The organism is Streptomyces tatrensis (assembly GCF_049310065.1).
GTDB lineage: Bacteria > Actinomycetota > Actinomycetes > Streptomycetales > Streptomycetaceae > Streptomyces.
Genome location: NZ_JBMDLB010000007.1, coordinates 2051603 through 2074478, shown reverse-complemented (window position 1 = coordinate 2074478; position 22876 = coordinate 2051603). Strand labels below are relative to the sequence as shown.

The window sequence follows — 22876 nt, the reverse complement described above, 5'->3', positions numbered from 1 at the left end:
TGGCTTTGGCCAGGGAAAGAACCCCATCGCTGCCTGGGCTGGTCAGGACACAGGCTTGCGGGCCACACCGCCCTTGCGGCCGATCTCGAAGGCGAGCCGGTAGATGTCCGGAAGGTCGATCGCACCGTTGGTGCGCTCGGTCATGACGCCCAGGTCGAGCAGCTCGCGGATGATCTCGCCGTAGCTGTTGAGATCCCGGGGGCCGCTGCCCTGCTGGCCGGCCTCCAGCAACTTGGTGATCTCGGCCCGCAGCCCGCTCTTCTCCCAGGCGAACCAGACGGCTGAGCGCTCCATGGGCACCTGGGTTCCGGCCAGCAGCTTCACTGACCGTTCCGCCCACCCGATGTCGTCCGCCAGCTCGGCCACCCGGTCAGTGGCCGACTGGCTGAGGCTCTCGCGGATCGCGTCGTAGTGAAGCGGGAGGGGGTGGCTGACCCACTTGTCCGAGGTCCGACGTGCCGAATGGAACAAGGTGCGCAGCCAGGTCCGGGGGCTGACCCGGCCGAGTCCGTCCTGGAGGTGGTTCGGGACCCAGGTGTAGGTGTGTCCCTTGCGGCGGTCCGTTCCCATGAACGGGCCGGCCAGCATCACGAACACCTCCTCCTGGCGCTTCTGGTCAGCGATCAGATCGACTGGCGCTATGAACCGGCCAGGACCCTCCTCGTGCCAGACTCCCGTGCTCGCGCGGAAGGCTTGCGCCCGCTCGCTGGCGTGGTTTCCGAGCTGGTGGAAGAGCAGCCCGTACAGGTTCTCCCGGCTCCAGCTCAGATCGGTTGCGTTGGCACCCAGCTTGGAGGCGTCCGCGAACTCGCGCGGAGCGCTCTCGTACATGTCAGGCCGTACGAAGATCTTGGCGCGCAAGGTGCCAGTCGTCAGCCGCAGCTCCAGCGCGACCTCGAACAGCCCGGCGAGCAGGAGATCCAGCTGCCGACGGTCGCTGTGCAGGTGGTCGAGCGTGTCGAACAAGAGGATCAGCGTCTGCTTCTTCTCCCGTGTCTCCTGGTCGACCCGGCGCAACGCGGCCTCGTACTTTTCGCCGTTCTGCCGCGTCCATTCGATGCGCTCGGCCCACGTCTCCAGCTCTTGGACCTCCGGCTGCCCGAGCGCCATGAGCACGACGGCCGACCACAGGTCGCGCGGTGCGACGCCGGCCTTGATCAGGTCGGCGACGGTCCGCCGCCCCCCGAGCACCGGCTCGACGCCTCCGAACACGGTGATCACCGCGGTGCGTTCCAGACGCGGCATCATGTACGACTTGGCGGCCACTTCGCGAAGAGCCGGGTCGGTGAGGGCCTTGGCCCAGAACGTCTTGCCGGTGCCGCGTGCACCACGGACCACGGTCACGTCCGGGTCCAGCGCGAGGCGGTGCGAGGAGGGCGTGAACATGGTGCGCAGGTCAGGAGTGCTGGTGTCCGCATCGGGCGCGGCCGCCAGTGCCTCGATCAACAGGGTCCGGGTCGCCTGGACGACGGGATCGTTCATGACTGTTCCTTGTACATGTCCTGCACCAGGGTCTCCACCGTGTCGACGAACTCGCGGTATGCGGCCCGCACGAACGGCAGCTCGGGCCACTTCCTGCTGCGCAGCGGGTCCAGGCCGACCAGGTCATTGCCGAAGAGGATCGGGATCGGGGCGTACGGCTTGTCGTCGACGTCGCCCTCGGCGGGGAGGAAGGGCTCCTCGTCCTCGTCGCCGGGAAGGTTGTAGAGCGTCTCCATGAAAACGTCGTAGGCATGGCGGCGCAGGGTGCTCAGGCGATCTATGTCGCCGGCGGAGTGGAACATCGCCGCCACGATCCGGATACGGTCGCGCAGCAGCCGGGCCTGCGCGGGCTGGCGCCGCCACTGCTCGAAGAGCATCCGGTAGCCCTCCCAGGTGGAAGGGTTGTCCACCGCGAACAGCAGCGCCTGGTCACAGAGCCTGGTCAGCGTGACCGCTGCGATGTCGTGGATTCCGGCCCGGCTGTCGAGCAGGACGACATCGGGACGCCGCGACTTTTCTTCCACCTGCGCCTCGCAGGCGGCGATCGCCTGCTCAAGCCGGGCGGCGAACGGCGTAGGAGTTCCACCCAGGACGGCTGCGGGCAGGTCGGTGTAGATCCGGTTGAGTTTGGCGAGGTAGTCGTACCCGGGCCGCGTGGTGCCGGCGGCCGGAGCGAGCCAGATGTCGCCGTTGCCGAGCTTGGGGGAGTCGAGGGAGGCCCGTGCCACGAGCTCCAGGTCCTCCGCGTTACCGACGGCCGACTCCACGAGATGGTCCACGATGCCGTACGCGGGAGTGGTGCCGGGCTCGGCGAGCAGGTTGGACACACCGGGGGATTCCAGGTCCAGGTCCACGACGAGTACGCAGAGGCCCCGCTCGGCCAGGCTGCGGGCGAGCACGGTGGTGGCGGTGGAGCGTCCGACGCCGCCCTTGAAACCGTAGAGCGCGATGCGGCGAGTCTGGCGGGCCTGCGCCGGCTCGGACTCGGTGCCCGTGGCCCAGTCGCCGCCGACGACCGTCCGCTCCAGGGTGGAGACGCGTCCTGAGCCCTCGTGCGGCGCGGTCACTTCGACGAGATCGGGAACGTCGAAGAAGAGCTCCGGGGCGAACAGCTCACTGGCGGTCTCGAGTGGGTCGAGACCGGTGAAGGGGTGGGTGGCCTCGCTGAAGGCTGTTGCTGCCTCTGCGAGCCCGGGAGCGTCGACCGCCAGGGGTGCCTCACGGTCGTCGATCAGGAGCGAGGCACGGCCGAGCAGATCACGGGTGAGGACCACATCCCTGTGGTGCTCGGCCGCCATCCGGGCGGCATGCGCGAGCGCTGCCTGCCACGCGGTGTCGAAGCGGTTGGCTGGTGTGCTCATGCGATTCTGCCGGTTCCTAGTTTGCGGGCCTGTTCGTGGGCGGCGATGAGAATGCGGGCTGCCTGGAGGTGCTGGGCGAGGAGTGCCTCGGTGATCTCGGCATCATCGCAGTACCGGTGGGCGACGTCCCAGCCGTCGAACGGGTTCCGTCCGAGCAAGGTACTGAAGTCCGGACCGGCACTGCGTGCGTGACGTCGCTGGATCACGGAGGTGAAGTGGCCCCACACGTCGGGCAGGTGGCCGTGCCAGTAGTCCTTCTCGGGCATCTTCTCCAAGCCCTCGCGCCGCATCTTCTCCTTGGCCTCGGCCTTCAGCTCCAGGTTGTATGCCTTACCGGACTTGATCACGGATCCCAGGTAGTCCACGAGGATGGCCTTGATCGCACATTCTGCCGCGATCCCCGCCAAATGGTCGGCGGATATGCGGAGCTGCTTATCGCTGGCAAGCATCGCCGTGTCGTAATGGTGCCTGCTGGCCGCGAGGAACGCGGGAGGGCGCGGGGGCGTAGAGGTGGCAGCCGTCACGTTGATCACCTTATCTGCGTGATCAACGAAGTGGGTGGGGTTTCGCGGGGAGCGAGAGGGCCGGAGGCGGGCCGTAGGCTGGCAGGATTGGGTATCTCCAGCGCAGGCCATGCGACTGGGTGACGCAGTGGGGCAAGAAGGAAGCGGACAGTGACGGATATCGCGGCCGGTGTGGACCAGACTGAGCGCCTGAAGGATCTCGTCAAGGATCTGAAGCGGCTGGTCGTGGGCCTTGAGGACGACCTGCGGGAGCGCACCGAGTCCGAGGGCGAGATCCGTGGGCGGCTGAAGGCCGAGTATCAGCAGGCGCTGGAGTCTCGGCGTACCGCGGCCCGGTACGACTCCTGGCGCAACGAGCGGGTCACCCAGTCCGCGGCTGCGTGGGTGCTGGCGTGTGTCTTCGTCCGCTTCTGCGAGGACAACGGCCTGATCGACGAGCCGTTCATTGCCGGCCCTGGGGAGCGGCTGGCGCTGGCGGAGGCGCGGCACGAGGCGTACTTCCGTGAGCACCCGGAGAAGAACAATCGCGACTGGCTGTTCGCGGCCTTCGATCACCTGGCGAAGACGAACAAGACGACGGCTGGTCTGTTCGACCCCGCGCACAACCCGCTGTGGGACATCACCCCCGGGTACGAGGCTGCTACGGAGCTGCTTTCCTTCTGGCGCCGGTGGGGCGCGGACGGCGAGATCCGCTACGACTTCACCGATCCCGAGTGGGACACCCGTTTCCTGGGTGACCTGTACCAGGACCTCAGCGAGCACGCGCGCAAGACGTACGCGCTGCTCCAGACCCCGGAGTTCGTGGAGGAGTTCATCCTCGACCTCACGCTGGAGCCGGCGGTCGCGGACCATGAGTTCGGCCTCGACCCGGTATGGACGGGCTCGGATGGCCAGGAGCGCAAGGGCCTACGCACGATCGACCCGGCGTGCGGTTCGGGCCACTTCCTGCTGGGCATCTTCCACCGCCTGATGGCCAAGTGGCGCGTCGCCGAACCGGGGACTCCGGTGTGGACCCTGGTCCGCCGCTCCCTGGAATCGGTCCACGGCTGCGACAAGAACCCGTTCGCGGTGAGCATCGCACGGTTCCGGCTGTTGGTCGCAGCCATGCGGGCGGCTGGCGAGCGGCGCCTAGCGGATGCGCCGCCGTTCCCGATCAACGTGGCTGTGGGGGACTCGCTGCTGCACGGACGGGATGCGGCGGGTATCCAGACGGACTTGGACACGTTGTTCGCAGAGATGTCGGAGGGGCGTGAAGAAGGGGCGTTCGCGTACTCGACCGAGGATGTCTGGGATTATGCGAAGAAGGTCGACCTGCTGGGTCGGGGTTCGTACCACGTGGTTGTGGGCAACCCGCCATACATCACGGTGAAGGACAAGCAGGAGAACGAGAACTATCGCCAGTCATACGATGCGTGTGCGGGCACATATGCGTTGTCGGTTCCCTTTGCCCAGAGGTTGTTTGAGCTTGCTGTAAAGGGGTCTGGGGGACATAAGGGCGGTGGTGGCTTCGTAGGGCAGATCACCGCGAACTCCTTCATGAAGAGAGAGTTCGGGAAGAAGCTGATTGAAGTGTTCTTCCGGATCCAGGTCGAGCTCTCTCATGTAATCGATACGTCTGGAGCCTATATTCCAGGACATGGGACACCAACTGTTGTCCTGGTTGGTCGAAATCGTGTTCCGAATCCTAGTCGAGTCGTGCGGGCTGTGCTCGGAGTGCGAGGGGAACCGAATCAGCCGGAGGTGCCGGCGCTTGGATCGGTTTGGCAGGCGATTATTCGGCAGGTTGGCGACCCAGGGAGCGAATCTCTCTGGGTTACCGCAGAGGACATGCGGGCAAGTGCTCTATCCTCGCATCCCTGGTCGCTTTCGGGCGGTGGGAGTGCACCGCTTTTGGCGGCGGTAAATTCGCGGGGAGTGAAGCAGCTCAGGGAAGTCGTAGCTTCGATTGGTAGAACCACTAATCCGGGCGATGACGAGGCTTGGATTTTTCCTGATCAAATGACTGCGCATAGGTACTCGGAGGATGGTCACGTCACCAGCTTCGTAATCGGTGAGTCCGTCCGAGATTTTTCCATCCATGGGCGGATGGTGATCCGTGACCCCTACTTCAACCACGCGCACAACCAGGTGGTATCGGTGGAGCATCAGCTCCCTCGGAAGTCGCTCTGGGCATCTAGGGCGACACTCCGCAATCGAAGCATCTTCGGGCGTTCCATCGAAGAATCGGGGAGGCCTTGGTATTCGCATCTGGAGAACTATCCTGATCGGCTGGTTGGCGAGTATCTGATTTCTTTTGCTTTCGTGGCAACGCATAATCATTTTGTGTTGGAGCGCGACAGGAAACTATTTAAGCAATCCGCTCCAGTAATAAAGCTCCGCGCAGGTGCGGAGGAGGATGAGCACCTTGAGCTGCTGGGGGTGCTTAACTCGTCGGTCGCATGCTTCTGGCTGAAGCAGGTGAGTCAGGCGAAGGGAGGTACCGATAATTCGAGCGGAGGTGGAAATCGGTGGACTCCAGAGGCATGGATCGATCGCTACGAGTTCACAGGCACTAAGCTTCAGGAATTCCCTGTTCCGGAGAATCTTCCGCTTGCGCATGGACGCCAGCTCGACTCACTAGCGCAGCAGCTCGCAGCCCAGGAGCCGCCCGCAGCAGTGGAAGCCGTAGTGCCCACGCGCTCTTCCCTCGACGAGAGCCGGGTTCGGCACTCCGGGATCCACTGCCAGATGATCGCGATGCAGGAGGAGTTGGACTGGCAGGTGTACGGCCTGTACGGGCTACTCAGTGATGGTGAGGTGGCGCGGACCGCTGTTCTCGACGGCGAGCGTGATGAAGTTCCCGGGGTCCAGCTTGGTGAGCGGGCCTTTGAGATCGTTCTGGCGCGCAAGGTGGCGGAGGGAGAGGCCGAGACTGCGTGGTTCTCGCGTCACGGATCCACGCCCACTACTGAGATCCCAGCACGCTGGCCCGACTGGTACCGCGAGATCGTCCAGGCCCGGATTGACCTCATCAATCGATACCCCAAGGGCATCGGCCTCATCGAGCGGCCCGAGCACAAGCGGCGTTGGTCCGCCGAGTCGTGGGAGAAGAAGGAGCGCGCCGCGCTCCGGACCTGGTTGTTGGACCGGATGGAGAGCGCCGACCTCTGGTACGAGGTGCGCGACGGGCTGCGCCGGCCGCGGCCCATGACCGTCAACAACCTGGCCGACCGGCTCAGTACGGACGAGGACTTCACCTCCGTCGCCGCCCTCTACGCACGCGATCACCTCAAGAAGCCGGACCTGCCGCTCACGCAGGTGCTGTCCGAGGTCGTCGCGGATGAGCACGTGCCGTACATCGCCGCCATGCGCTACAAGGACTCCGGTCTGCGTACGCGCAAGGAGTGGGAGGACGTATGGGAGTTGCAGCGCAAGGAGGACCGGACCGGGCAGCGCCTCGACATCGAGCCGCCGGCCAAGTACAAGTCCTCCGACTTCCTAAAGCCTTCCTACTGGTCGAACCGCGGCAAGCTCGACGTGCCCAAGGAACGGTTCATCTCGTACCCCGAGGCCGGTCCCGACGCCGACTCGACGCTGATGCTGGGCTGGGCCGGGTGGGATCACAAGGATCAGGCGGAGGCGCTGTTCGACCTGCTCAAGGCGCGTGACGTCCGCGATGCCTGGGACACCGAGCGCCTCGTCCCGCTGCTGGCGGGTCTGCGCGAGGTCATGCCATGGGTCGTCCAGTGGCACAGCGAGGAGGACGAGGAGTGGGGCGCCTCCCCGGCCGAGGAGCTCACGGCGGAGTACGACCGGCAGCTGCGCAAGCACCAGGTGAGCGAGGCCGAACTGATTGCCTGGCGGCCGGTGAAGAAGGCCGGTGGGCGGAGGGCCGTGCGCCAGGCGTCGCTCGACGAATAGTTCCGCGGGGGCGGGGTGGGGAGGCGCGGTCTGCGCGCTCCTCACCCCAGCGGGGCAGTCAGGAGACGTGTGCGTGGGCGGTGAAGGCCGACCATGACTTACGAGACACCGCGAGCGGCCGCAGCTCGGCGTCCTTGGAGTCCCGTACGAGAACGGCTTCCGGGCAAACGGCAACCTCCACGCAGTTGTCCCCGTCCCCGCCGCTGTAGCTGCTCTTGAACCAGGCCAGTTCAGTGGTGCTCATAGCGCTCCTCGCATCTGCTCCAGCAGGCTCGCGGTGGCCTGACGGCTCAGAGCCTGTGAGCGCATCTTGCCATAGCGCTGAAGCATGGAGCTGACAGCTTTGGTGTCGCTGATGACGGTGCTGCTGCTGTGCCCTTCGACGTATCCGAGCCACTGGTGGGAGGCGGTCTCAGCGAGATACATGGAGCCGTCGTAGCCCGAGTGGTCCTCCTGCCTAAGAGGCATGACCAGGATCTCCACATTGCGGCGCCGCCCATGGTCCAGCAGGCAGTCCAGGAGATCCCGCGTCACCTCGGTTCCGCCGAGACGACGCTCAAGCAGCGCCTGCTCGATCATGAAGCAAAACGCGGTGTTGGGCCGTTCAACCAGCAGTTGCTGCCGCGCCAGTCGTGCGACAACCTGGAGTTCGAGCTGATTCTCCGCCAGTGGCGGGAGGCGTCGATCGAAGACGGCCCGAATGTACGGCTCCGGCTGCAACAGCCCAGGAATCACTCGGCACTCGTACGCGTACAGCGACACCGCCTCTTCCTCGATCCCCGCCCACTGGTGGAACCGCGACGCCAACCCCGCCTTCCGCGTCAAACTCCGCGCCGCCGCCCCCAGTACTCGCGCCGCCGCCACCCCCAATGGCTCCTCCGCCTGCTGTGCCAAGTCACCCGGCGGGAAGCGCTTCCCCTGCTCGATCTTTGCGATGTAGTGCGCCGAGTACCTCACCCGGGGCGCGAACTCCTCCTGCGTCAGCCCCGCTTCGTCCCGCAGGGCTTTCAAGACCGCCCCGAAGGTCTTGAGGCTGTCCGAGAGTTCCGGTTCACCGTTGGCACCGCCGCCGTTGTCCATGGTCATGACACAGCCGCCCTCCGCACGCACACCCACCTGCCGACACCCCATGGTCACGGCCAGTGACCCACCCAGTCCAGCGCGTGAACCAGTACAGGGCGATCTGTACCAGTGTCGGCCCTGCCGACCAGCGCCCGCGCCCGGAACGCTGACTTCCATGACGCATTCCGCCACCCAAGTGCCCGTCACCGTACGTACGTTCACCCGGCGCTTCTCCGTCACCCGGCGCGGCGCCCGCCTCGCCCGGCTGCTCGCCTCGCAACAGGTCGTCGACTGGGGCATTCCGCGCGGCTCGGCGGCCTTCGACGCGCTCGCCCTCGTCGTCGGCGAACTCACCGCCAACGCCGTGCTGCATGGCCGCGTCCCGGGTCGTGACTTCGAGCTGCGGCTCATCCTCGATGCCGACGCCGCTCAGGTGCGCGTCGAGGTGTCCGACACCCACCCCCGGCGGCCGGTGCAAGAAGCCACTGACACCGCCGGTGCCGACGGCGGCCGGGGGCTGGTGCTCGTCGAGGCCCTCGCCGCACGGTGGGGAGTGCGGGACCGGGTCGGCCCGGGGAAGACCGTCTGGGCCGAGTGCCGCGTGCGCCGCTGATGGGCGGACCGCTCAGCGCCCCCGCCCCAGGCGGATGTTCTGCGTCCAGGCGTTCGTCCCGCCCTTCGGCGTGGTCTTGCATGCGGTGGCGTAGCAGCGCCAGAACCAGGTGTCGTTCTGCCTGCGACGGATCTCGATCTCCGAACCGTTGCAGCGTCCGCACTGAGGCGGGGCCGCGAAGGTCTCCGCGTGCTGGTGCTCCAGCAGCTTCCGGGCGAAGTACGCGCCCCGCATCGTAAGCATGACCTCCCGGGTCCAGCTCTGGGAGAGGGCGTTGAGGCTGCCGAGCATGACCGTCCGCTCGTCGATCACCGCGATCTTCTGGTGCATGACGTTCATCGGCACGACCGTGTGGGCCACGGCGCACAGGTCGGCGATCAGTGCCTGGTTGGCGGGCTTCTTCTGGAGCTGGTCCGTGTTGTCGCGGATGAAGACCGTGATCCGTACGCCCCGGTCGGCCGCGGCCTGCAGCTCGGGCAGGAGGGAGCTGACTCGCCTTGCGACCCAGGGTGCCCAGAGCCACAGGGACTGCCGAGCCTGGCGGATCTCCTCGGTGAACGTCCGGTAGAAGTCGCGTTCGTCGTCGATCTCCGTCACCTCCACGTGTCGGCTCAGTACCTCGGCAAGCGCTTGGCCGAATTCACCCCGGAACGTGGTGGGCGCGTGCGGCGGAGTGATCAGCGTTTTGGCGTGCAGGACCCGCACGCCCGCGGCGCCGATGAGCGCGGCGAGCTGGGCCAGGGCGGTCCCCGGCTTCGCGGTCTTGACGCGTTCTCCGCTGGCGATGACGTAGAGGCGGGTTTTGACCCGGGTGACGGCGACGTTGAACAGGCGGAGGCCGTCGCGAGGCCAACTACTGGCGGCGGGCTGGCGATGGGCGTTGGCCATCCACAGCTCGCGGTTGTCCCTGTCGCCTTCCACCGTGTCGAAGACGACGATGTCGAATTCCCGGCCCTGGAACTTGTGTGCCGTGCCGACCTCGGCCAGTGCATGCCCTCCCGGCCCCTCGGCGTCCCGCAGCGCCTCCAGCGTGGCCTCGGACTGGACCCGGTAGGGCGTGACGATGCCCGTCTCCTCGCCCTGCTCGCGGTGCAGCTCCACCAGGGCCCGCGCGATCAGCGAGCCCGCCGGCCACCAGCCGCTGCGGCGGCCCGTCAAGTGGGCCTTGGCCAGTTCGTGAAGGCCGTCCGTGTCGATCAGTACGATCTCGGGGTCGTCGGCCGGGCGTCCCGCCCGCGTCTGGCTGCCGCCGGTGAGCACCCCGCCGTAGGCGAGGTCGTTGGCCAGTCGCATCACGGCCGGGCCGAAGCGGTGCTGCTCGGTGAGGGTGACGCAGGCCGGGTGCGCCTGGGCATCGGCGGGTTCGGTGATTCCGCAGTGCTCGAAGACGTCCGGGAGGAGCCAGCGTGTGATGTCCGCGCGTTTTTGATCCTTGAGCTCGCGCGGGATGACTGCTCCCAACTGCATGAAGTCTCCGAGCAGGACGGCTGCCCGGCCGGCCTTGCCGGTGGCGAGCAGCACCTCGGGCAGGGTGGCGGCGCCGGCCTCGTCGACGAGTACGACGTCGTAGGGGCCTTCGAAGACCGCACGGTTCGTCCGGAACCGGGCCAGGGTGGTGGCGACCAGCTTGGCGCCCTTGATGATCTCGCTCTGGGCATCGCGGGCGAGCCGTTCGTACTCCTCCTGCACCTCTTGGTACTGCTTCTCCAGGGCGGGGCGGCGGGCGGTGTCGGCGGTCACGGCCGGACGCAGGCGGTGGGCCAGGTCGTACTGGGCGGGCCAGCCCTTCTTCTCGGCCTGCTGGGTCAGGTCGTGCGCGTGCTGGGCTCGCTCCGCGGCCTCTGCGGTGCGGGCCTTCTCCCGTTTGCACGCGGTGCAGTGCCGATCTTCCTGTTCTGCCACCGCCAGGAGGGCGCGGGCGTCGGCTTCGAGGCTGTCTGTCTGCTCCCGGGTGAGGGGGATGGCGTCCACCAGAGCCGTGATCCGGGCGCCGAGCGTCGCGATGTGGATGGTGGCCGTGGAGCGTGCTTCCAGCGCTGCTTGCTTGGCAGATGAGGCAGATCGCTCGGCGTCGACCAGCCGCTGCTGGAGCTTGACGATCTTCTCGCGCAGGCGCCACTTCGCCATCGCGCCCTTGGCCTCGAGTTCCCCGAGTTCCTCGCGCAGGGGGTGGCAGCGGCCCTCTGCCAGCAGCGCCGCCGCCTCGCGGACCTCCGCTGCCTTCCGTACCTGGACCACCTCCTCGGACAGCCGGTCCACCTGGCGCCACTGAGCTCGGGACGGATCCGCGGCCTTGTGGCGTGCGATGGCCGTCTCCGCTTCCGACACCGCGTCCTGGTACCGCTGAACGGCCTCGGTCAGCCGCCGACGGGCGTCCTCCGCCCGCGACCGCGCCGACGCGAGATCCTCGCCGGGTGTGCGCAGCAGTTTCAGCGCCGCGAAGTAGGAGGAGGGGTCAAAACCAGCCAAAGTGCTGTCCAGGGCGGCGAGCTGCTCCGCTCGGTTCTTGACCGCGACGAGCTCGGCTTCGACTGCGCTGCGCCGGGCGGCGGCATCCGCCAGCCGCGCCTTGACCATCAGCGGCAGGGATACCGTCGGGTCCTCGGCCACCTCCCGCAGGTGCGGCGGGCCCACCCGGACGATGTCGCCGGGGCTGTGCCGCTTCTCCCGCACCACCCCGAGCAGGGCGTTGTCCACGGCGATGTTCGTGGCCGAGACCAGCAGCACCCGGTCACCCCGGGCGATCAGGTCGCCGATGGCACGCTTGAGGACGGTGGTCTTCCCCGTGCCCGGGGGACCCCACACCAGGTGCACGCCCTCGCCGAGGCAGGCCCGGTACGCGTCCCCTTGTGCGGGGTGGAAACCGGGCGGGTCCAGAGCCCGGGCCGGGGGCCCGCCGATGGTTCCGGCCGCGAGCGCGGCGGCCAGCGGGTGCTGGCCGAGGCCGGAGATGCCGTCGCGCAGCGCCTCGATCAGGAAGGTGGGCGGTTGTTTCAAGATCCACAGGTGTGGGTCGGGGATGTCTGCGAACTCGGCCACCCTCAACGTCAGCAGGGAGCCGTTCTGCATCGTCTCCGAGACCGCGAATCCGCCAGCCTCGATGCTGTCGCTCTCCGGTCCGGCCAGCCGCAGGCTGTCGAGCTGGTCGGGCCCGATGTCGGAGCCGCGGAGGTCGACCGCATATTGGCCCGCCTCTCCGGTGCGGGCTGCCCGGCCGACGCGCTGCCAGCGGGGCTGCTTGCCCGCACCGCCTTCGACGCTGATCCACTCGCCGAGCGCCGTGACGATCTCCTCGCGCCACCCCACGAACGCGTCCCCCTGTCTGCGGCCCCCGCATCCGGAGCGGCAAATCTACCCACCGCTATGAAGTGACACACAGGCAAGGCCACGTGACCGAGTGTGCGGGGGCAGGGATGGCGTGGATCTTGCCGGGGCCGGGTTCAGGGCGCCGACGACCTGGCAAGATTGAGGTGCGCCGAACGGCGCACGCCATCCGACCGTGCAGCCACCGACCGAGGGACTGATCGCCTGATGCCCATGAGCGAGCTCTTTCTGAAGGATGTCATCGACATCAAGGAAGACGTCCACGCCGGCGACTTCAAGATCGAGCTCTCCCAGGGATTCAGCGAGACCGACGCCCGGGTCAGCGAGTACGTCGTCACCGAGCAGCTCCAGGGTGCCTTCCGGCATGCCCTGAGCATCGTCTCGAACGCGGTCCGGACGGGCAATTCGCACGCCGCATACCTGCACGGCTCCTTCGGTGCGGGTAAGAGCCACTTCCTGTCCGTGCTGCACGCGGTGCTCAACAACCACGAGGCGGTCAAGACCAAGCCGCGCCTGATGGAGGTTGTCGCACCCCACAGGGACTGGCTGGACCGCAGCAAGTTCTTGATGGTCCCGTACCACCTGGTTGGCTCCACCGACCTCGATTCGGCGCTGCTGGGCGGGTACGTGCACACGGTGCGCGAGCTGCACCCCGACGAGTCGCTGCCGCCGGTCTACCGGGCCGACGCGCTGCTCGCCGATGCCCAGACCCAGCGGGAATTCCTGGGTGACGACGCGAAGTTCCTCCAGTGGCTCGGGAAGGGTGCCGCTGCGCTCGGCGCCACCGACGCGGCACCGGCGGAGGCGGATCCCGACGACATTCCCGCCTTCGACGCCGGGGACGGAGCGGCCCCCGCGGGCGGCGGCTGGACCGGCTCGGACTTCGACCGGGCGCTCAGAGCCACGGCCGTGGACGACCCCGACCGGATGAAGCTGGTCTCCGCGCTGTTGGCCGGGCCCATGTCCTCGTACGCACAGGGGGTCCGCGGTGAGGCGGGGGCCTTCGTGCCCCTGGAGAACGGCCTCAAGATCATCTCCGAGCATGCGCAGTCGCTCGGCTACACCGGCGTGGTCCTCTTCCTGGACGAGCTGGTGCTGTGGCTCCAGGCGAACATGGGCCGGCATGACTTCGTCCGGAGCCAGGTGCAGCAGCTGGTCAAGCTGATCGAGTCCGGGGACAGCGGACGCCCGGTGCCGATCGTGTCGTTCATCTCCCGCCAGCGTGACCTGTCCCAGCTCATCGGCACCGATGTCGCGGGCGCCGACGTCGAGAACCTCGAGCAGCAGATCGAGTACCTCGCCGAGCGATTCGACGTGGTCGACCTGGAGGACAGCAACCTCGTCGAGATCATCAAGCACCGCGTACTCGCGCCCAAGCCGGGCATGGAGTCCGTACGCGACGACGCCTTCAAGATCGTCGAGTCGTCCAATGACGAGGTGCGCCAGGTTCTGCTCGACGCCCAGGGTCGCACCGAGGCGACCTGGGACGACTTCCGTGAGCTCTACCCGCTCTCGCCGGCCCTGCTCAACGTACTCGTCGACCTGTCGGGCGCCCTTCAGCGCGAGCGCACCGGCCTGAAGCTCGTCCAGGAACTCCTGCGCCGGCGCCGCGAGGACCTCAAACTGGGCGAGCTGATCCCGCTCGGCGACCTCTACGACGTCATCGCGGACCGCACCGGCGCGGCCTTCACGCCGAAGCTGCGCCGCGAGTCGGAGATCGCGCACCGCTTTCACCAGCGTGTGCGCGACACCCTGCTGGAGAAGTACAAGTCGAAGGACGACAAGCGTTTCAAGACCGACGACCGGCTCGTCAAGACGCTGCTGCTGGCCGCCCTCGCACCCCACGTTCCGGCGCTGACCCGGCTCACCGGCGGGCGGCTCGCGGCCCTCAACCACGGTGAGATCCGCACCCGCGTGGGTGACGCCGGATCAGTCGCGGTCAAGCGACTGAGGGACCTGCAGGTCGACTACGACGGCGAGCTGCGCAGTGAAGGCGACAGCGGCGATCCCGTCTTCCACCTCCACCTGTCCGACCTGGACGTGGAACCGCTCCTCGAAGAGGTACAGGGAGTCGCCGACCAGCTTGGCTACCGACGCCAGTGGATCAAGGATCAGCTGTGGCGGGCACTCGGCATCCAGGACACCCAGGCGTTCGTCTGCGAGCGCGATGTCGTCTGGCGCGGTACCAAGCGGACGGTGGAGTTCGTCTTCGGCAACGTGCGCGACCGGCACTTGCCGGACGAGGAGTTCAGCCCCGAGCAGAGGGCCCACATCCGCTTCATCTTCGACTACCCCTTCGATGACGGCGAGCACGGGCCGAACGACGACCTCGACCGCGTCGACAAGCTTCTGCGAGCGGGACGCAACGAGCCCGTTCTCGTCTGGGTGCCGGACTTCTTCTCCGAGCAGACGGGCCGGCAGCTCGGCCGCCTCCTGAAGATCAACTATCTGCTGGAACGGGACCGACTGGAGGACCACACGGCCACCCGGCCCGCCGAGGAGCGCATCCAGATCCGCAACCAGCTCAAGGCGTCCCGGGACAGCCTCACCGAACGCCTCACCGAGGCGCTCCTCCAGCTGTACGGGATCAACAAGGCCGAGCCGGGAGTCGTCGGCGCCCAGGTGCACGAGGGGCAGCACCTGGTCGCGCTCCAGCGGGGCTTCGAGCGGACCAAGCCGGAGCCGGCGGTCGGCTTCGAGCAGAACCTCTTCGTGCTCGCAGACGAGATGTACGCGGCGCGTTACCCCAAGCACCCCGAGTTCGACCCGCTGGGCAAGCGCGAGGCCATCACCCTCGGCGACCTGAAAATCACCCTTGAGTGGATCACCCGGGCGATGGCGGACGGCTCGCGCCGCGTGGTGGTCGACAGCCACCACATCAAGAGGGTCCGCAAGATCGTCCACGGGCTTCGCCTCGGCGAGGTCCACGACGGGCCGCTCAACGTCAGCAACGACTGGCGGCTGCGCATCAACAAGCGCGCCGCGGAGACCCAGGACCCCAGCGACGACCTTGCCGTGGAGACCATCCGCGGCTGGATCGAGGACATGGGCTACGAGGGGCTCGACCGGCACGTCGCCAACCTGCTCATCGCCACCTACGCCCTGCTCGACGACCGCACCTGGATCTACCAGACCTCCACCCTCCCCAAGGCGCCCGACCTCGACAAGATCGGTGCGGGCTACGGGCTGCGCGCGGTCGTGCTGCCGGACGAGGAGACCTTCGACACGGCGCTGCGGCGGGCCGCCGTCATCTTCGGCAAGCAGGTGCCGCCGGTCCTCTTCGCCCGGAACGTCGCCCAGCTCGCCGCCCAGATCCGCGAGGTCGCAGAAGGGCACAGCAAGGCTGTGGCAGAAGCCCGCGATCTGCTGCAGCGCCAGGCCGGCCGGCTCGGCCTGGCAGGCCCGGGCGGTGCAGAGGCGCCCCGCATGCAGTCCCTGAAGGCGGCCGCCGACCTGATTGCGCGCGTGGCGCGCCCTGGCAGCGACCCGACCCTCGTGCTCCAGGACCTCGCGCGAGCCACGTACACGGTGGCCGACGAGGAGATCGGAGCCGCCCTCAAGCAGGCGCCCGCAGTCCGGGACGCCCTTGCCGATGGGGAATGGCCGCCGCTGCTCGACACGGTGCACGAGCTGGCGACCCGTGACGACTCCGTCGGCGACCGGGCCCGCGCCCTGATGGCCAATGTTCAGCAGACGGCCAGCCGCCACGAGACCGTGGACGAGCCGTTGGCGCCGGTCCTCGGTGGCATCCAGAGCTCGGCCATGCTCCTCATGCGGGAGGCCACCCGCCTCGCGCAGGCGGCGCAGCCGGCCGCGCCCCAGCTGCACGCCACCATGCAGCAAAACCAGGCGGGGCCGACCGCGCAGGACGTCCGGCTCACTGTTCATGGAAACCCGTCCGTGCCTGCGCTGGAGCAGCAGAGCGGGGCCGCCCAGCAAACGGACGTACCGATCGCCGAACCCGTACAGCCCGTCGGCACGCAGAAAGCAGCTGAGCACCTCACCGGGGCCAGCTACCTGGTCGAGCCGACTCGGCTGGAAGCCAGCCTCGCCGCCACCGTCGCGGACCTCAGCGCTGATCTGCGGACCTATCTCGCAGACCACCCCGGTGCCCAGGTCCAGATTTCCTGGCGGGTCGTCGAGGCCGGGTCCGCCGGGTCCGACACCGAGGAGACCCAGCGCTGATGGCCCCATCCCTGCCACAGGTCGGACGGCGCACCGTCGAAGCGCTGCTGGAACGGAACGCGTCCGCACTCCGCGACCGCTCCCTGGTGCTGGTCCACGGCACGTACGCGAAGGGCGCAGCAGCCGAGTTCACGGCCACCGTGGCAGGGCAGCCGCGCAGGGTCAGGGTCCGCGACGAGTCGTCCGTGCTCGGGCTGCTCGACGCATGGCGCGAGCACCGTGCGCAGGAGGCATCCGGCAGCCTGCTCGTCCTCACCACGGGAGTCGACGACGCACAGCTGGGCTGGGACCTGCGCGGCCACGCCGTCCGCAGGCGCACGCTCACGGTGAACAAGGCCGAGATCGTCCTTCAGCGCTTCGGCGCTGCCGGGCTCGACATGCGGATGTACCGCGAGGACTGGCTGCTGGACGCACTCGTCGATGCCGAACCCGCGGACCGCGGCTGGCCGCGGACAGCTGGGGTCCTCACCCGGGACACGGCGGTACGCGCACTCGTCGTCGAACGTCTCGGACTGCACCGCGAAGGCGTCACGGCCCCTGGCAGAGAGACCGCACTCGACCCCGACTCGATGCTGGCCTGGTCCCGTACGGGCGCAGGGCCTCAGCGTTTCTCCGACCTGGGCGAGACCGAGCGCTCGGAGCTGAAGAAGTGGCTGGGTGAGATCGCGGGTCCGGCCGTACCCGTCCTGCTCGCGCTGGCCGAGACAGGCCGCGGTCCGGATGCCATGGCACTCGGGCTGCTCGGCGCGACCTTGCGTGATCCAGCAGTCAGTCCCGACACCGTCCTTGCCGTTGGCGGCCTCTTCGGACAGACGCGGCCGCGTCGTGCCGAACTGACCGCTTTCACGGACGCGGTGGAAGGATCCATGCTCCGCTGGATCGCGGAGGTACGCGGCAACGATAGTGCCAGACAACGCGTGTTCGCCATCCTCGACCGTGCTGACGAACTGGCTCGCGACGCGGGACTGACAGCCGCCCTGGCCACCAGCCGCTTCCTTCCCGCCGGCTTCGCGGCGCACCTGAGCGCGACGATCGAGGCGGCCCAGCAGGCACCGGACGGCGGCGAAGCCGAACTGGCCGAGCTGACCGGGCACGCGCTGGTCGCTCTCTACCCTGACCGGGTGCGGGTGGCCCAGATGGCCGTCCGCCTTGCCCGCTGGCTGCGCCTGCCCGACCCCACCGTCGCGGGCGTGGCCGGTGGCGTGGCCGAGCATGCTGCCGACTGGGGGTGGGTGGACCGGGCGCTGACGGTGCTGTGGGCCGGCGACCCCGGGGGCGATCCGGAGGCGGCACGGCACCTGAGGGCGCTGTACGAGGACGGCCGGGCCCGCCGCGAAGCACTGGACGAAGCCTTCGCCCGGCACCTGGCCGACTGGGCTCCCCATGCCACCGCGCAGCAGCCCGGTGACTGCCTGGTTGTCGAGAGGGTCATGGAGACCGTCGCGCGTCCGCTGGCGGCAGGAGCGCCCCCTCTGCTGATCGTGCTCGACGGGATGAGCAGCGCGGTCGCCGCCCAGCTCGGCGAGGACGTGGAACGCGAGGGTTGGCGCGAGGTGGTGCCGCGCCCCGCGCCGGGTGAACGGCCGCGACGGCTTGCCGCCGTGTCGGCATTCCCCTCGGTGACCCAGACGAGCCGGGCCTCTCTGCTGACCGGAGCGGCCGCCTCCGGCGGTCAGTCGGCTGAAGAGGCAGGCTTCAAGGCGTTCTGGCGCAAGAAGCGAAAAGACGCCCGGTTGTTCCACAAGGCGTCCATCGGCGGGGAGGCAGGCCACTTCCTCGCCCCGGAACTGCTGCTCGCCCTCGCCTCGGACGCCGTTGTCGGAGTCGTCCTCAACACCATCGACGATGCTCTTGACTCGGGCCAGCAGGGCCAACGCACTGCCTGGTCCCTGCATGACGTCACATACCTGCGCGAATTGCTGGCCGCGGCCCGTAGCTACGGTCGGCCCGTGGTGCTGGTCTCCGACCACGGTCATGTACTGGATCGCGAACCGGGGAGGGCCGCGGCTGAAGTGGCAGGGGCAGTCGAGTCCGCGCGCTGGCGGATCGGCACGGACGCTGGAGTGGGCGAGGTGTGCCTGCAGGGCCCCCGCGTCCTGGCCGGCAACGGATCGATCATCGTGCCCTGGCGCGAGAACATCCGGTACTCCGGTCGCCGGGCCGGCTACCACGGCGGTGCGGCCCTCGCGGAAGTCACCGTGCCGGTGCTGGTCCTCGTACCCTCGGTGGGCGAGGTGCCGGATGACTGGGACCTGCTGCCCAGGGAACAGGCGGCACCTTCGTGGTGGCGTACGCCGTCCGCAGCATCTGCGGAAGGGGAGCTCCACACTGCGGCTCCGGCGGAAACGGGGACGAAGCCGAAGACCAAGTCGGCCAAGCCACGGAAGCAGTCCGAGGAACACTCCACCGACGCCGACGTTGTGACAGGCGAGAAGCCCGGTCCCGCGCAGCCTGCCGCTTCGCGGGACAGCCTCGGTGACCGCGTGGTAGCGAGCGAGGTCTACGAGGCGCAGAAGGCGTACGTCCGCAAGGCGCCGGAAACTGCGGTCGTGACTGCGGTCATCAACGAGCTGGTCGGGGCCGGCGGCACCATGTCGCCGTCCGCTCTGGCCGCGGCGATCTCGGCAACCGGCCGGGTGCGGCGCAATATCGAGGGCTTCGTCGCCACCGTCCAGCGACTGTTGAATGTCGAGGGATATCCCGTCCTCGGCTTCATCGACGGGGGACACACGGTGAAACTCGACGAGACACTGCTGCGTGCGCAGTTCCTCCCGGCCGAACGGGATGCCGAGTGACCGCCCTCCCGGCCGTGGGGAGCACGGTCCGCCGGCGCGAGGTGATCGACGCGCTCCGGCGCGGAACCGTACCCCAGGCCGGTCTCGACCTGCTCGCCGTCGGCCTCGGGCGCTTCGAGGAGGCGCTCGACGACGACCTTGCGACCGTGGCGCGTGGCGGCGCGGCCTTTCACGCCATCCGCGGCGACTACGGATCGGGCAAGACCTTCTTCGCCCGGTGGCTTGCCGAACGGGCCAAGCGGGCGGGACTGGCCGTAGCCGAGGTGCAGATCTCCGAGACGGAGACGCCGTTGCACCGGCTGGAGACCGTCTACCGCAGGCTGACGGAAAGGCTGACCACGGCGACACACCAGCCGAGTGCGCTGCGGGCGGTGGTCGACTCGTGGTTCTACACCCTTGAAGAGGAAGTTCTCGACGCGGGCGAGGTCGACGAGGACGATGAGGTGGCGCTCGGCGCTGCCGTCGACACGCTCATGGAGCGGCGGTTGGCCGATGTCGCCCGGACCACGCCTGCCTTCGCCGCAGCTCTTCGCGGCTACCGCAGAGCTGTCGCAGCCGGCGACGGCGCGACCGCCGAAGCACTGATCGCCTGGCTCGGCGGGCAGAAATCCGTGGCTGCCTCCGCCCGTAAGGCGGCGGGCGTTCGCGGGGATCTCGACCACTTCGCCGCGCTCGGATTCCTTCAGGGATTGCTCACCGTGCTGCGGGACTGCGGGCATCCCGGGCTACTCCTCGTCCTCGACGAGATCGAAACCCTCCAGCGGGTGCGGGGCGACGTACGAGAGAAGGGGCTCAACGCCCTGCGGCAGCTGCTCGACGAGATCGACGCAGGACGCTTCCCGGGACTGTTCCTCGTCATCACCGGCACGCCCGCCTTTTACGACGGGCAGCAGGGCGCGCAGCGGCTGGCCCCGCTCGCCCAGCGGCTGTCTACCGACTTCACCACCGACTCCCGCTTCGACTCACCTCGTGCGGTCCAGCTTCGGCTCCCCGGCTTCGACCTGCCGCACCTTGGCGAGCTGGGCCGCAGGGTACGGGGGCTCTACCGGGACGAGGCCCGTCACCCGGAGCGCGTCGTGGATCGGGTGGACGACGCGTACGTGGACGAGCTGGCCGCGGCTGTCACCGGAGGCCTCGGCGGCAAGGTCGGTGTGGCGCCTCGCGTCTTTCTGCGCAAGCTGGTCGCCGATGTGCTTGACCGCGTGGATGATTTCGTCGATTTCGACCCACGGGAGCATTACGCACTCACCTTGAAGGCGTCCGAGCTCACCGAGACCGAACGCAACGCGGCAGCGGGAGACGCGGGCGACGTCCACTTGGAACTGCCATGAGCTCCTTCGACGAGCTGGAACCCGTCCTGGCCCACCACATCGTCAACACGCTCGGCTGGAGTGGTCTGCGGCCCCTCCAGCAGGAGGCGATTTCCCCGCTGATCGCGGGTGACGATGCGGTCCTCCTCGCCCCCACCGCAGGTGGCAAGACGGAAGCCGCCTGCTTTCCGCTGCTGTCCAGGATGGCGAAGAACCGCTGGACCGGCACCTCGATCCTCTACGTCTGCCCGCTCAAGGCACTGCTCAACAACCTTCTTCCACGCCTGGAGACCTACGCGTCCTGGCTCGGGCGGAGCGCAGCCCTGTGGCACGGTGACACCACCGCCGGTGCACGGAAACGGATCCTGGCGGCCCGTCCTGACGTGCTGCTCACGACGCCGGAATCGTTGGAGGCCATGCTGGTCAGTGTGAACGTCGACCACGCAGCCTTCTTCTCCGGGCTGAGGGCCGTGGTAGTCGATGAGGTACATGCCTTCGCCGGCGACGACCGTGGCTGGCACCTCCTGTCCGTACTGGAGCGGATGCAGCGGGTCGTGGGCCGACCGCTACAAAGGGTGGGGCTCTCGGCGACGGTGGGCAATCCGGAGCAGCTGCTGGCCTGGCTCCAGGGCTCAGGCGTGGGGAAGCGCCCGGCCAGAGTTCTGGCCCCGTACCTGAGGGAGTCGGCACAGTCGGCAGGCGGAGCCGCTGCGCCCTTGCCCCCTGGCGACGTTCAACTCGACTACGTGGGCTCCCTCGACAATGCGGCCACGGTCATTGCCGCATTGCACAAGGGAGAGAAGCGCCTGGTGTTCTGCGAGTCGAGGCGCTTCGTCGAGGAACTCGGCGAGAAGCTTCGGGCGAAGGGCATCACCACTTTCCTCTCCCACGCCTCCCTGTCACTCGACGAACGTAGGCGGGCGGAGGCGGCGTTCGCGGACGCACGCGACTGCGTCATCGTCTCAACCAGCACGCTCGAACTCGGCATCGACGTGGGGGACCTCGACAGGGTGATCCAGATCGATGCCCCGTCCACGGTCGCGTCCTTCCTGCAGCGGCTGGGCCGGACCGGGCGGAGGTCGGGAACCTCCCGCAACTGCCTGTTCCTGGCCTTGGACGAGCCCGGTCTGCTGGAGGCGGCGGGACTGCTGCTCCAGTGGTCGCGAGGCTGGGTGGAGCCGGTGACCGCGCCGCCGGAACCGCGACACATCGTCGCGCAGCAGCTGCTGGCGCTCTGCCTTCAAGAGCACAGGGTCGGTGAGAACCTATGGCACGAGTGGTGGGGAGGCCTCGGCCCCTTCGGGGGCGGGGCCGAACCGATCGTGCGTCATCTGGTCGATGAGGGATACCTCGACCGCGACGGCGGCATGCTGTTCATCGGGCCCGAAGCCGAACGGCGCTTCGGCCAACGCCATTTCATGAACCTCACCGCGGTGTTCACCGCGCCTCCGCAGTTCACCGTGCTGTACGGCAGGTCGGAGATCGGCCGGACTGATCCCAGCCTGCTGACGGAGCGGGTCGACGGGCCCCGACGACTGCTGCTGGGTGGCCGGAGCTGGCTCGTCACCTACATCGACTGGAAGCGCAAGCGCTGTTTCGTGGAGCCCGTGGATGGTGGGGGGAAGGCGAAGTGGAGCGGCTCAGGGTTCGGAAGCGGGACGTCCTTCGAGGTGTCGCGCGCCATGCGCGCAGTGCTCTTGGGCACCGACCCGCCTGTGAAGCTGACGCCCAGGGCGACGTCGTCCCTGAGTCAGGCGCGTGACCACTTCCTGGAACGAGTGCATCCAGGCGGCACCCTCATCATCCGAGATGCGGATGGCCGTATGCGCTGGTGGACATGGGCCGGGCACCGGGCCAACGCGACGCTGGCGGCGACGCTCGATGGATTGACGGTGCCGGGACAGCGCATCAACGACCACTGGATCCGGTTGCGTGAGGACGTCAGCCCGGTCGTCTGGAAGGCGCGGACCGCGGGGGCGGCTGGCAGGCTCTGTCTTCCTGCGGTGGACGAGCGCGCTGTACGGGGGCTCAAGTTTGCCGAGGCCTTGCCGCCAAGACTGGCGGAAGCAACGCTTTCGGCCCGCCTGGCGAACCTGGAGCAGGCTGCAGTCGTGCTTGGCGAGCCTGTGCGATTCATTGCTTTCTGAGCGGCAGTGATCGGTGCGAGGGATGATGGGCTGCCCTGTGGCTCAGCACGAAAGAGAGCCAAGGGGCAGCCGTAAGATCGAGCCAGCCTGGTGAGCAGATCCGGGGCGTAGCTCGTCGCGTCCGCCTCGTCAGGGCATGGCGAACGGCCGGCACGTGCGCTGTTCCGCCAGGC

12 protein-coding genes are annotated in these 22876 nt (G+C 68.2%); 6 read left to right on the top strand and 6 right to left on the bottom strand.

From position 1 onward, the window contains the following. Positions 1-42: 42 nt before the first annotated feature. The 3 genes from ACODT5_RS12780 to ACODT5_RS12770 are packed head-to-tail and all read right to left on the bottom strand — an operon-like array spanning position 43 to position 3292. Positions 43-1482 carry a hypothetical protein gene (locus ACODT5_RS12780; RefSeq protein ID WP_422519284.1) on the bottom strand — a complete coding sequence of 480 codons (1440 nt, stop codon included), beginning with the start codon at positions 1480-1482 and terminating at the stop codon, positions 43-45. Continuing rightward, positions 1479-2843, bottom strand: coding sequence for a KGGVGR-motif variant AAA ATPase (locus ACODT5_RS12775; RefSeq protein ID WP_422519283.1), 1365 nt, complete (start codon positions 2841-2843; stop codon positions 1479-1481). Before ACODT5_RS12775 ends, ACODT5_RS12780 begins: the two co-directional genes overlap by 4 nt. After that, positions 2840-3292, bottom strand: coding sequence for a hypothetical protein (locus ACODT5_RS12770; RefSeq protein WP_422519282.1), 453 nt, complete (start codon positions 3290-3292; stop codon positions 2840-2842). Before ACODT5_RS12770 ends, ACODT5_RS12775 begins: the two co-directional genes overlap by 4 nt. A 225-nt stretch (positions 3293-3517) precedes the next feature. Here ACODT5_RS12770 and pglX point away from each other — a divergent pair, with 225 nt between their 5' ends. Then, complete coding sequence (pglX, locus tag ACODT5_RS12765) at positions 3518-7267, top strand: BREX-2 system adenine-specific DNA-methyltransferase PglX (protein ID WP_422519281.1); 3750 nt, start codon at positions 3518-3520, stop codon at positions 7265-7267. Positions 7268-7325: 58 nt separating this feature from the next. Here pglX and ACODT5_RS12760 read toward each other — a convergent pair whose 3' ends face one another. Both ACODT5_RS12760 and ACODT5_RS12755 read right to left on the bottom strand, forming a co-directional pair. Beyond that, complete coding sequence (locus ACODT5_RS12760) at positions 7326-7511, bottom strand: DUF397 domain-containing protein (RefSeq protein ID WP_422519280.1); 186 nt, start codon at positions 7509-7511, stop codon at positions 7326-7328. Continuing rightward, positions 7508-8353 carry a helix-turn-helix domain-containing protein gene (locus tag ACODT5_RS12755; RefSeq protein WP_422519279.1) on the bottom strand — a complete coding sequence of 282 codons (846 nt, stop codon included), beginning with the start codon at positions 8351-8353 and terminating at the stop codon, positions 7508-7510. Before ACODT5_RS12755 ends, ACODT5_RS12760 begins: the two co-directional genes overlap by 4 nt. Positions 8354-8504: 151 nt before the next feature. On the opposite strand from ACODT5_RS12755, the gene ACODT5_RS12750 reads away from it, so the two are divergent. Further along, complete coding sequence (locus ACODT5_RS12750; RefSeq protein ID WP_422519278.1) at positions 8505-8942, top strand: ATP-binding protein; 438 nt, start codon at positions 8505-8507, stop codon at positions 8940-8942. A gap of 12 nt (positions 8943-8954) precedes the next feature. Here the strand turns inward: ACODT5_RS12750 and ACODT5_RS12745 are convergent, their stop codons facing one another. Next, positions 8955-12248 (bottom strand): AAA domain-containing protein, encoded by a 3294-nt coding sequence (locus ACODT5_RS12745; RefSeq protein ID WP_422519277.1) that lies wholly within the window; start codon positions 12246-12248, stop codon positions 8955-8957. A 231-nt stretch (positions 12249-12479) separates the two neighbouring features. Between ACODT5_RS12745 and ACODT5_RS12740 the strand changes: the two genes are divergently transcribed. From ACODT5_RS12740 to ACODT5_RS12725, 4 genes are read left to right on the top strand one after another with little or no spacing between them, the layout of a single operon-like run. Beyond that, the gene (locus ACODT5_RS12740; RefSeq protein ID WP_422519276.1) at positions 12480-16451 is read left to right on the top strand and encodes a BREX-2 system ATPase PglY family protein; all 3972 of its coding nucleotides are present in this window, start codon (positions 12480-12482) and stop codon (positions 16449-16451) included. Beyond that, positions 16451-19246, top strand: coding sequence for a BREX-2 system phosphatase PglZ (pglZ, locus tag ACODT5_RS12735; RefSeq protein WP_422519275.1), 2796 nt, complete (start codon positions 16451-16453; stop codon positions 19244-19246). The genes ACODT5_RS12740 and pglZ overlap by 1 nt, the downstream gene beginning before the upstream one ends. Next, positions 19243-20577, top strand: coding sequence for a BREX system ATP-binding protein BrxD (brxD, locus tag ACODT5_RS12730; RefSeq protein ID WP_422519274.1), 1335 nt, complete (start codon positions 19243-19245; stop codon positions 20575-20577). Before pglZ ends, brxD begins: the two co-directional genes overlap by 4 nt. Next, complete coding sequence (locus ACODT5_RS12725; protein WP_422519273.1) at positions 20574-22703, top strand: DEAD/DEAH box helicase; 2130 nt, start codon at positions 20574-20576, stop codon at positions 22701-22703. The genes brxD and ACODT5_RS12725 overlap by 4 nt, the downstream gene beginning before the upstream one ends. The last annotated feature ends 173 nt before the right edge of the window (positions 22704-22876 follow it).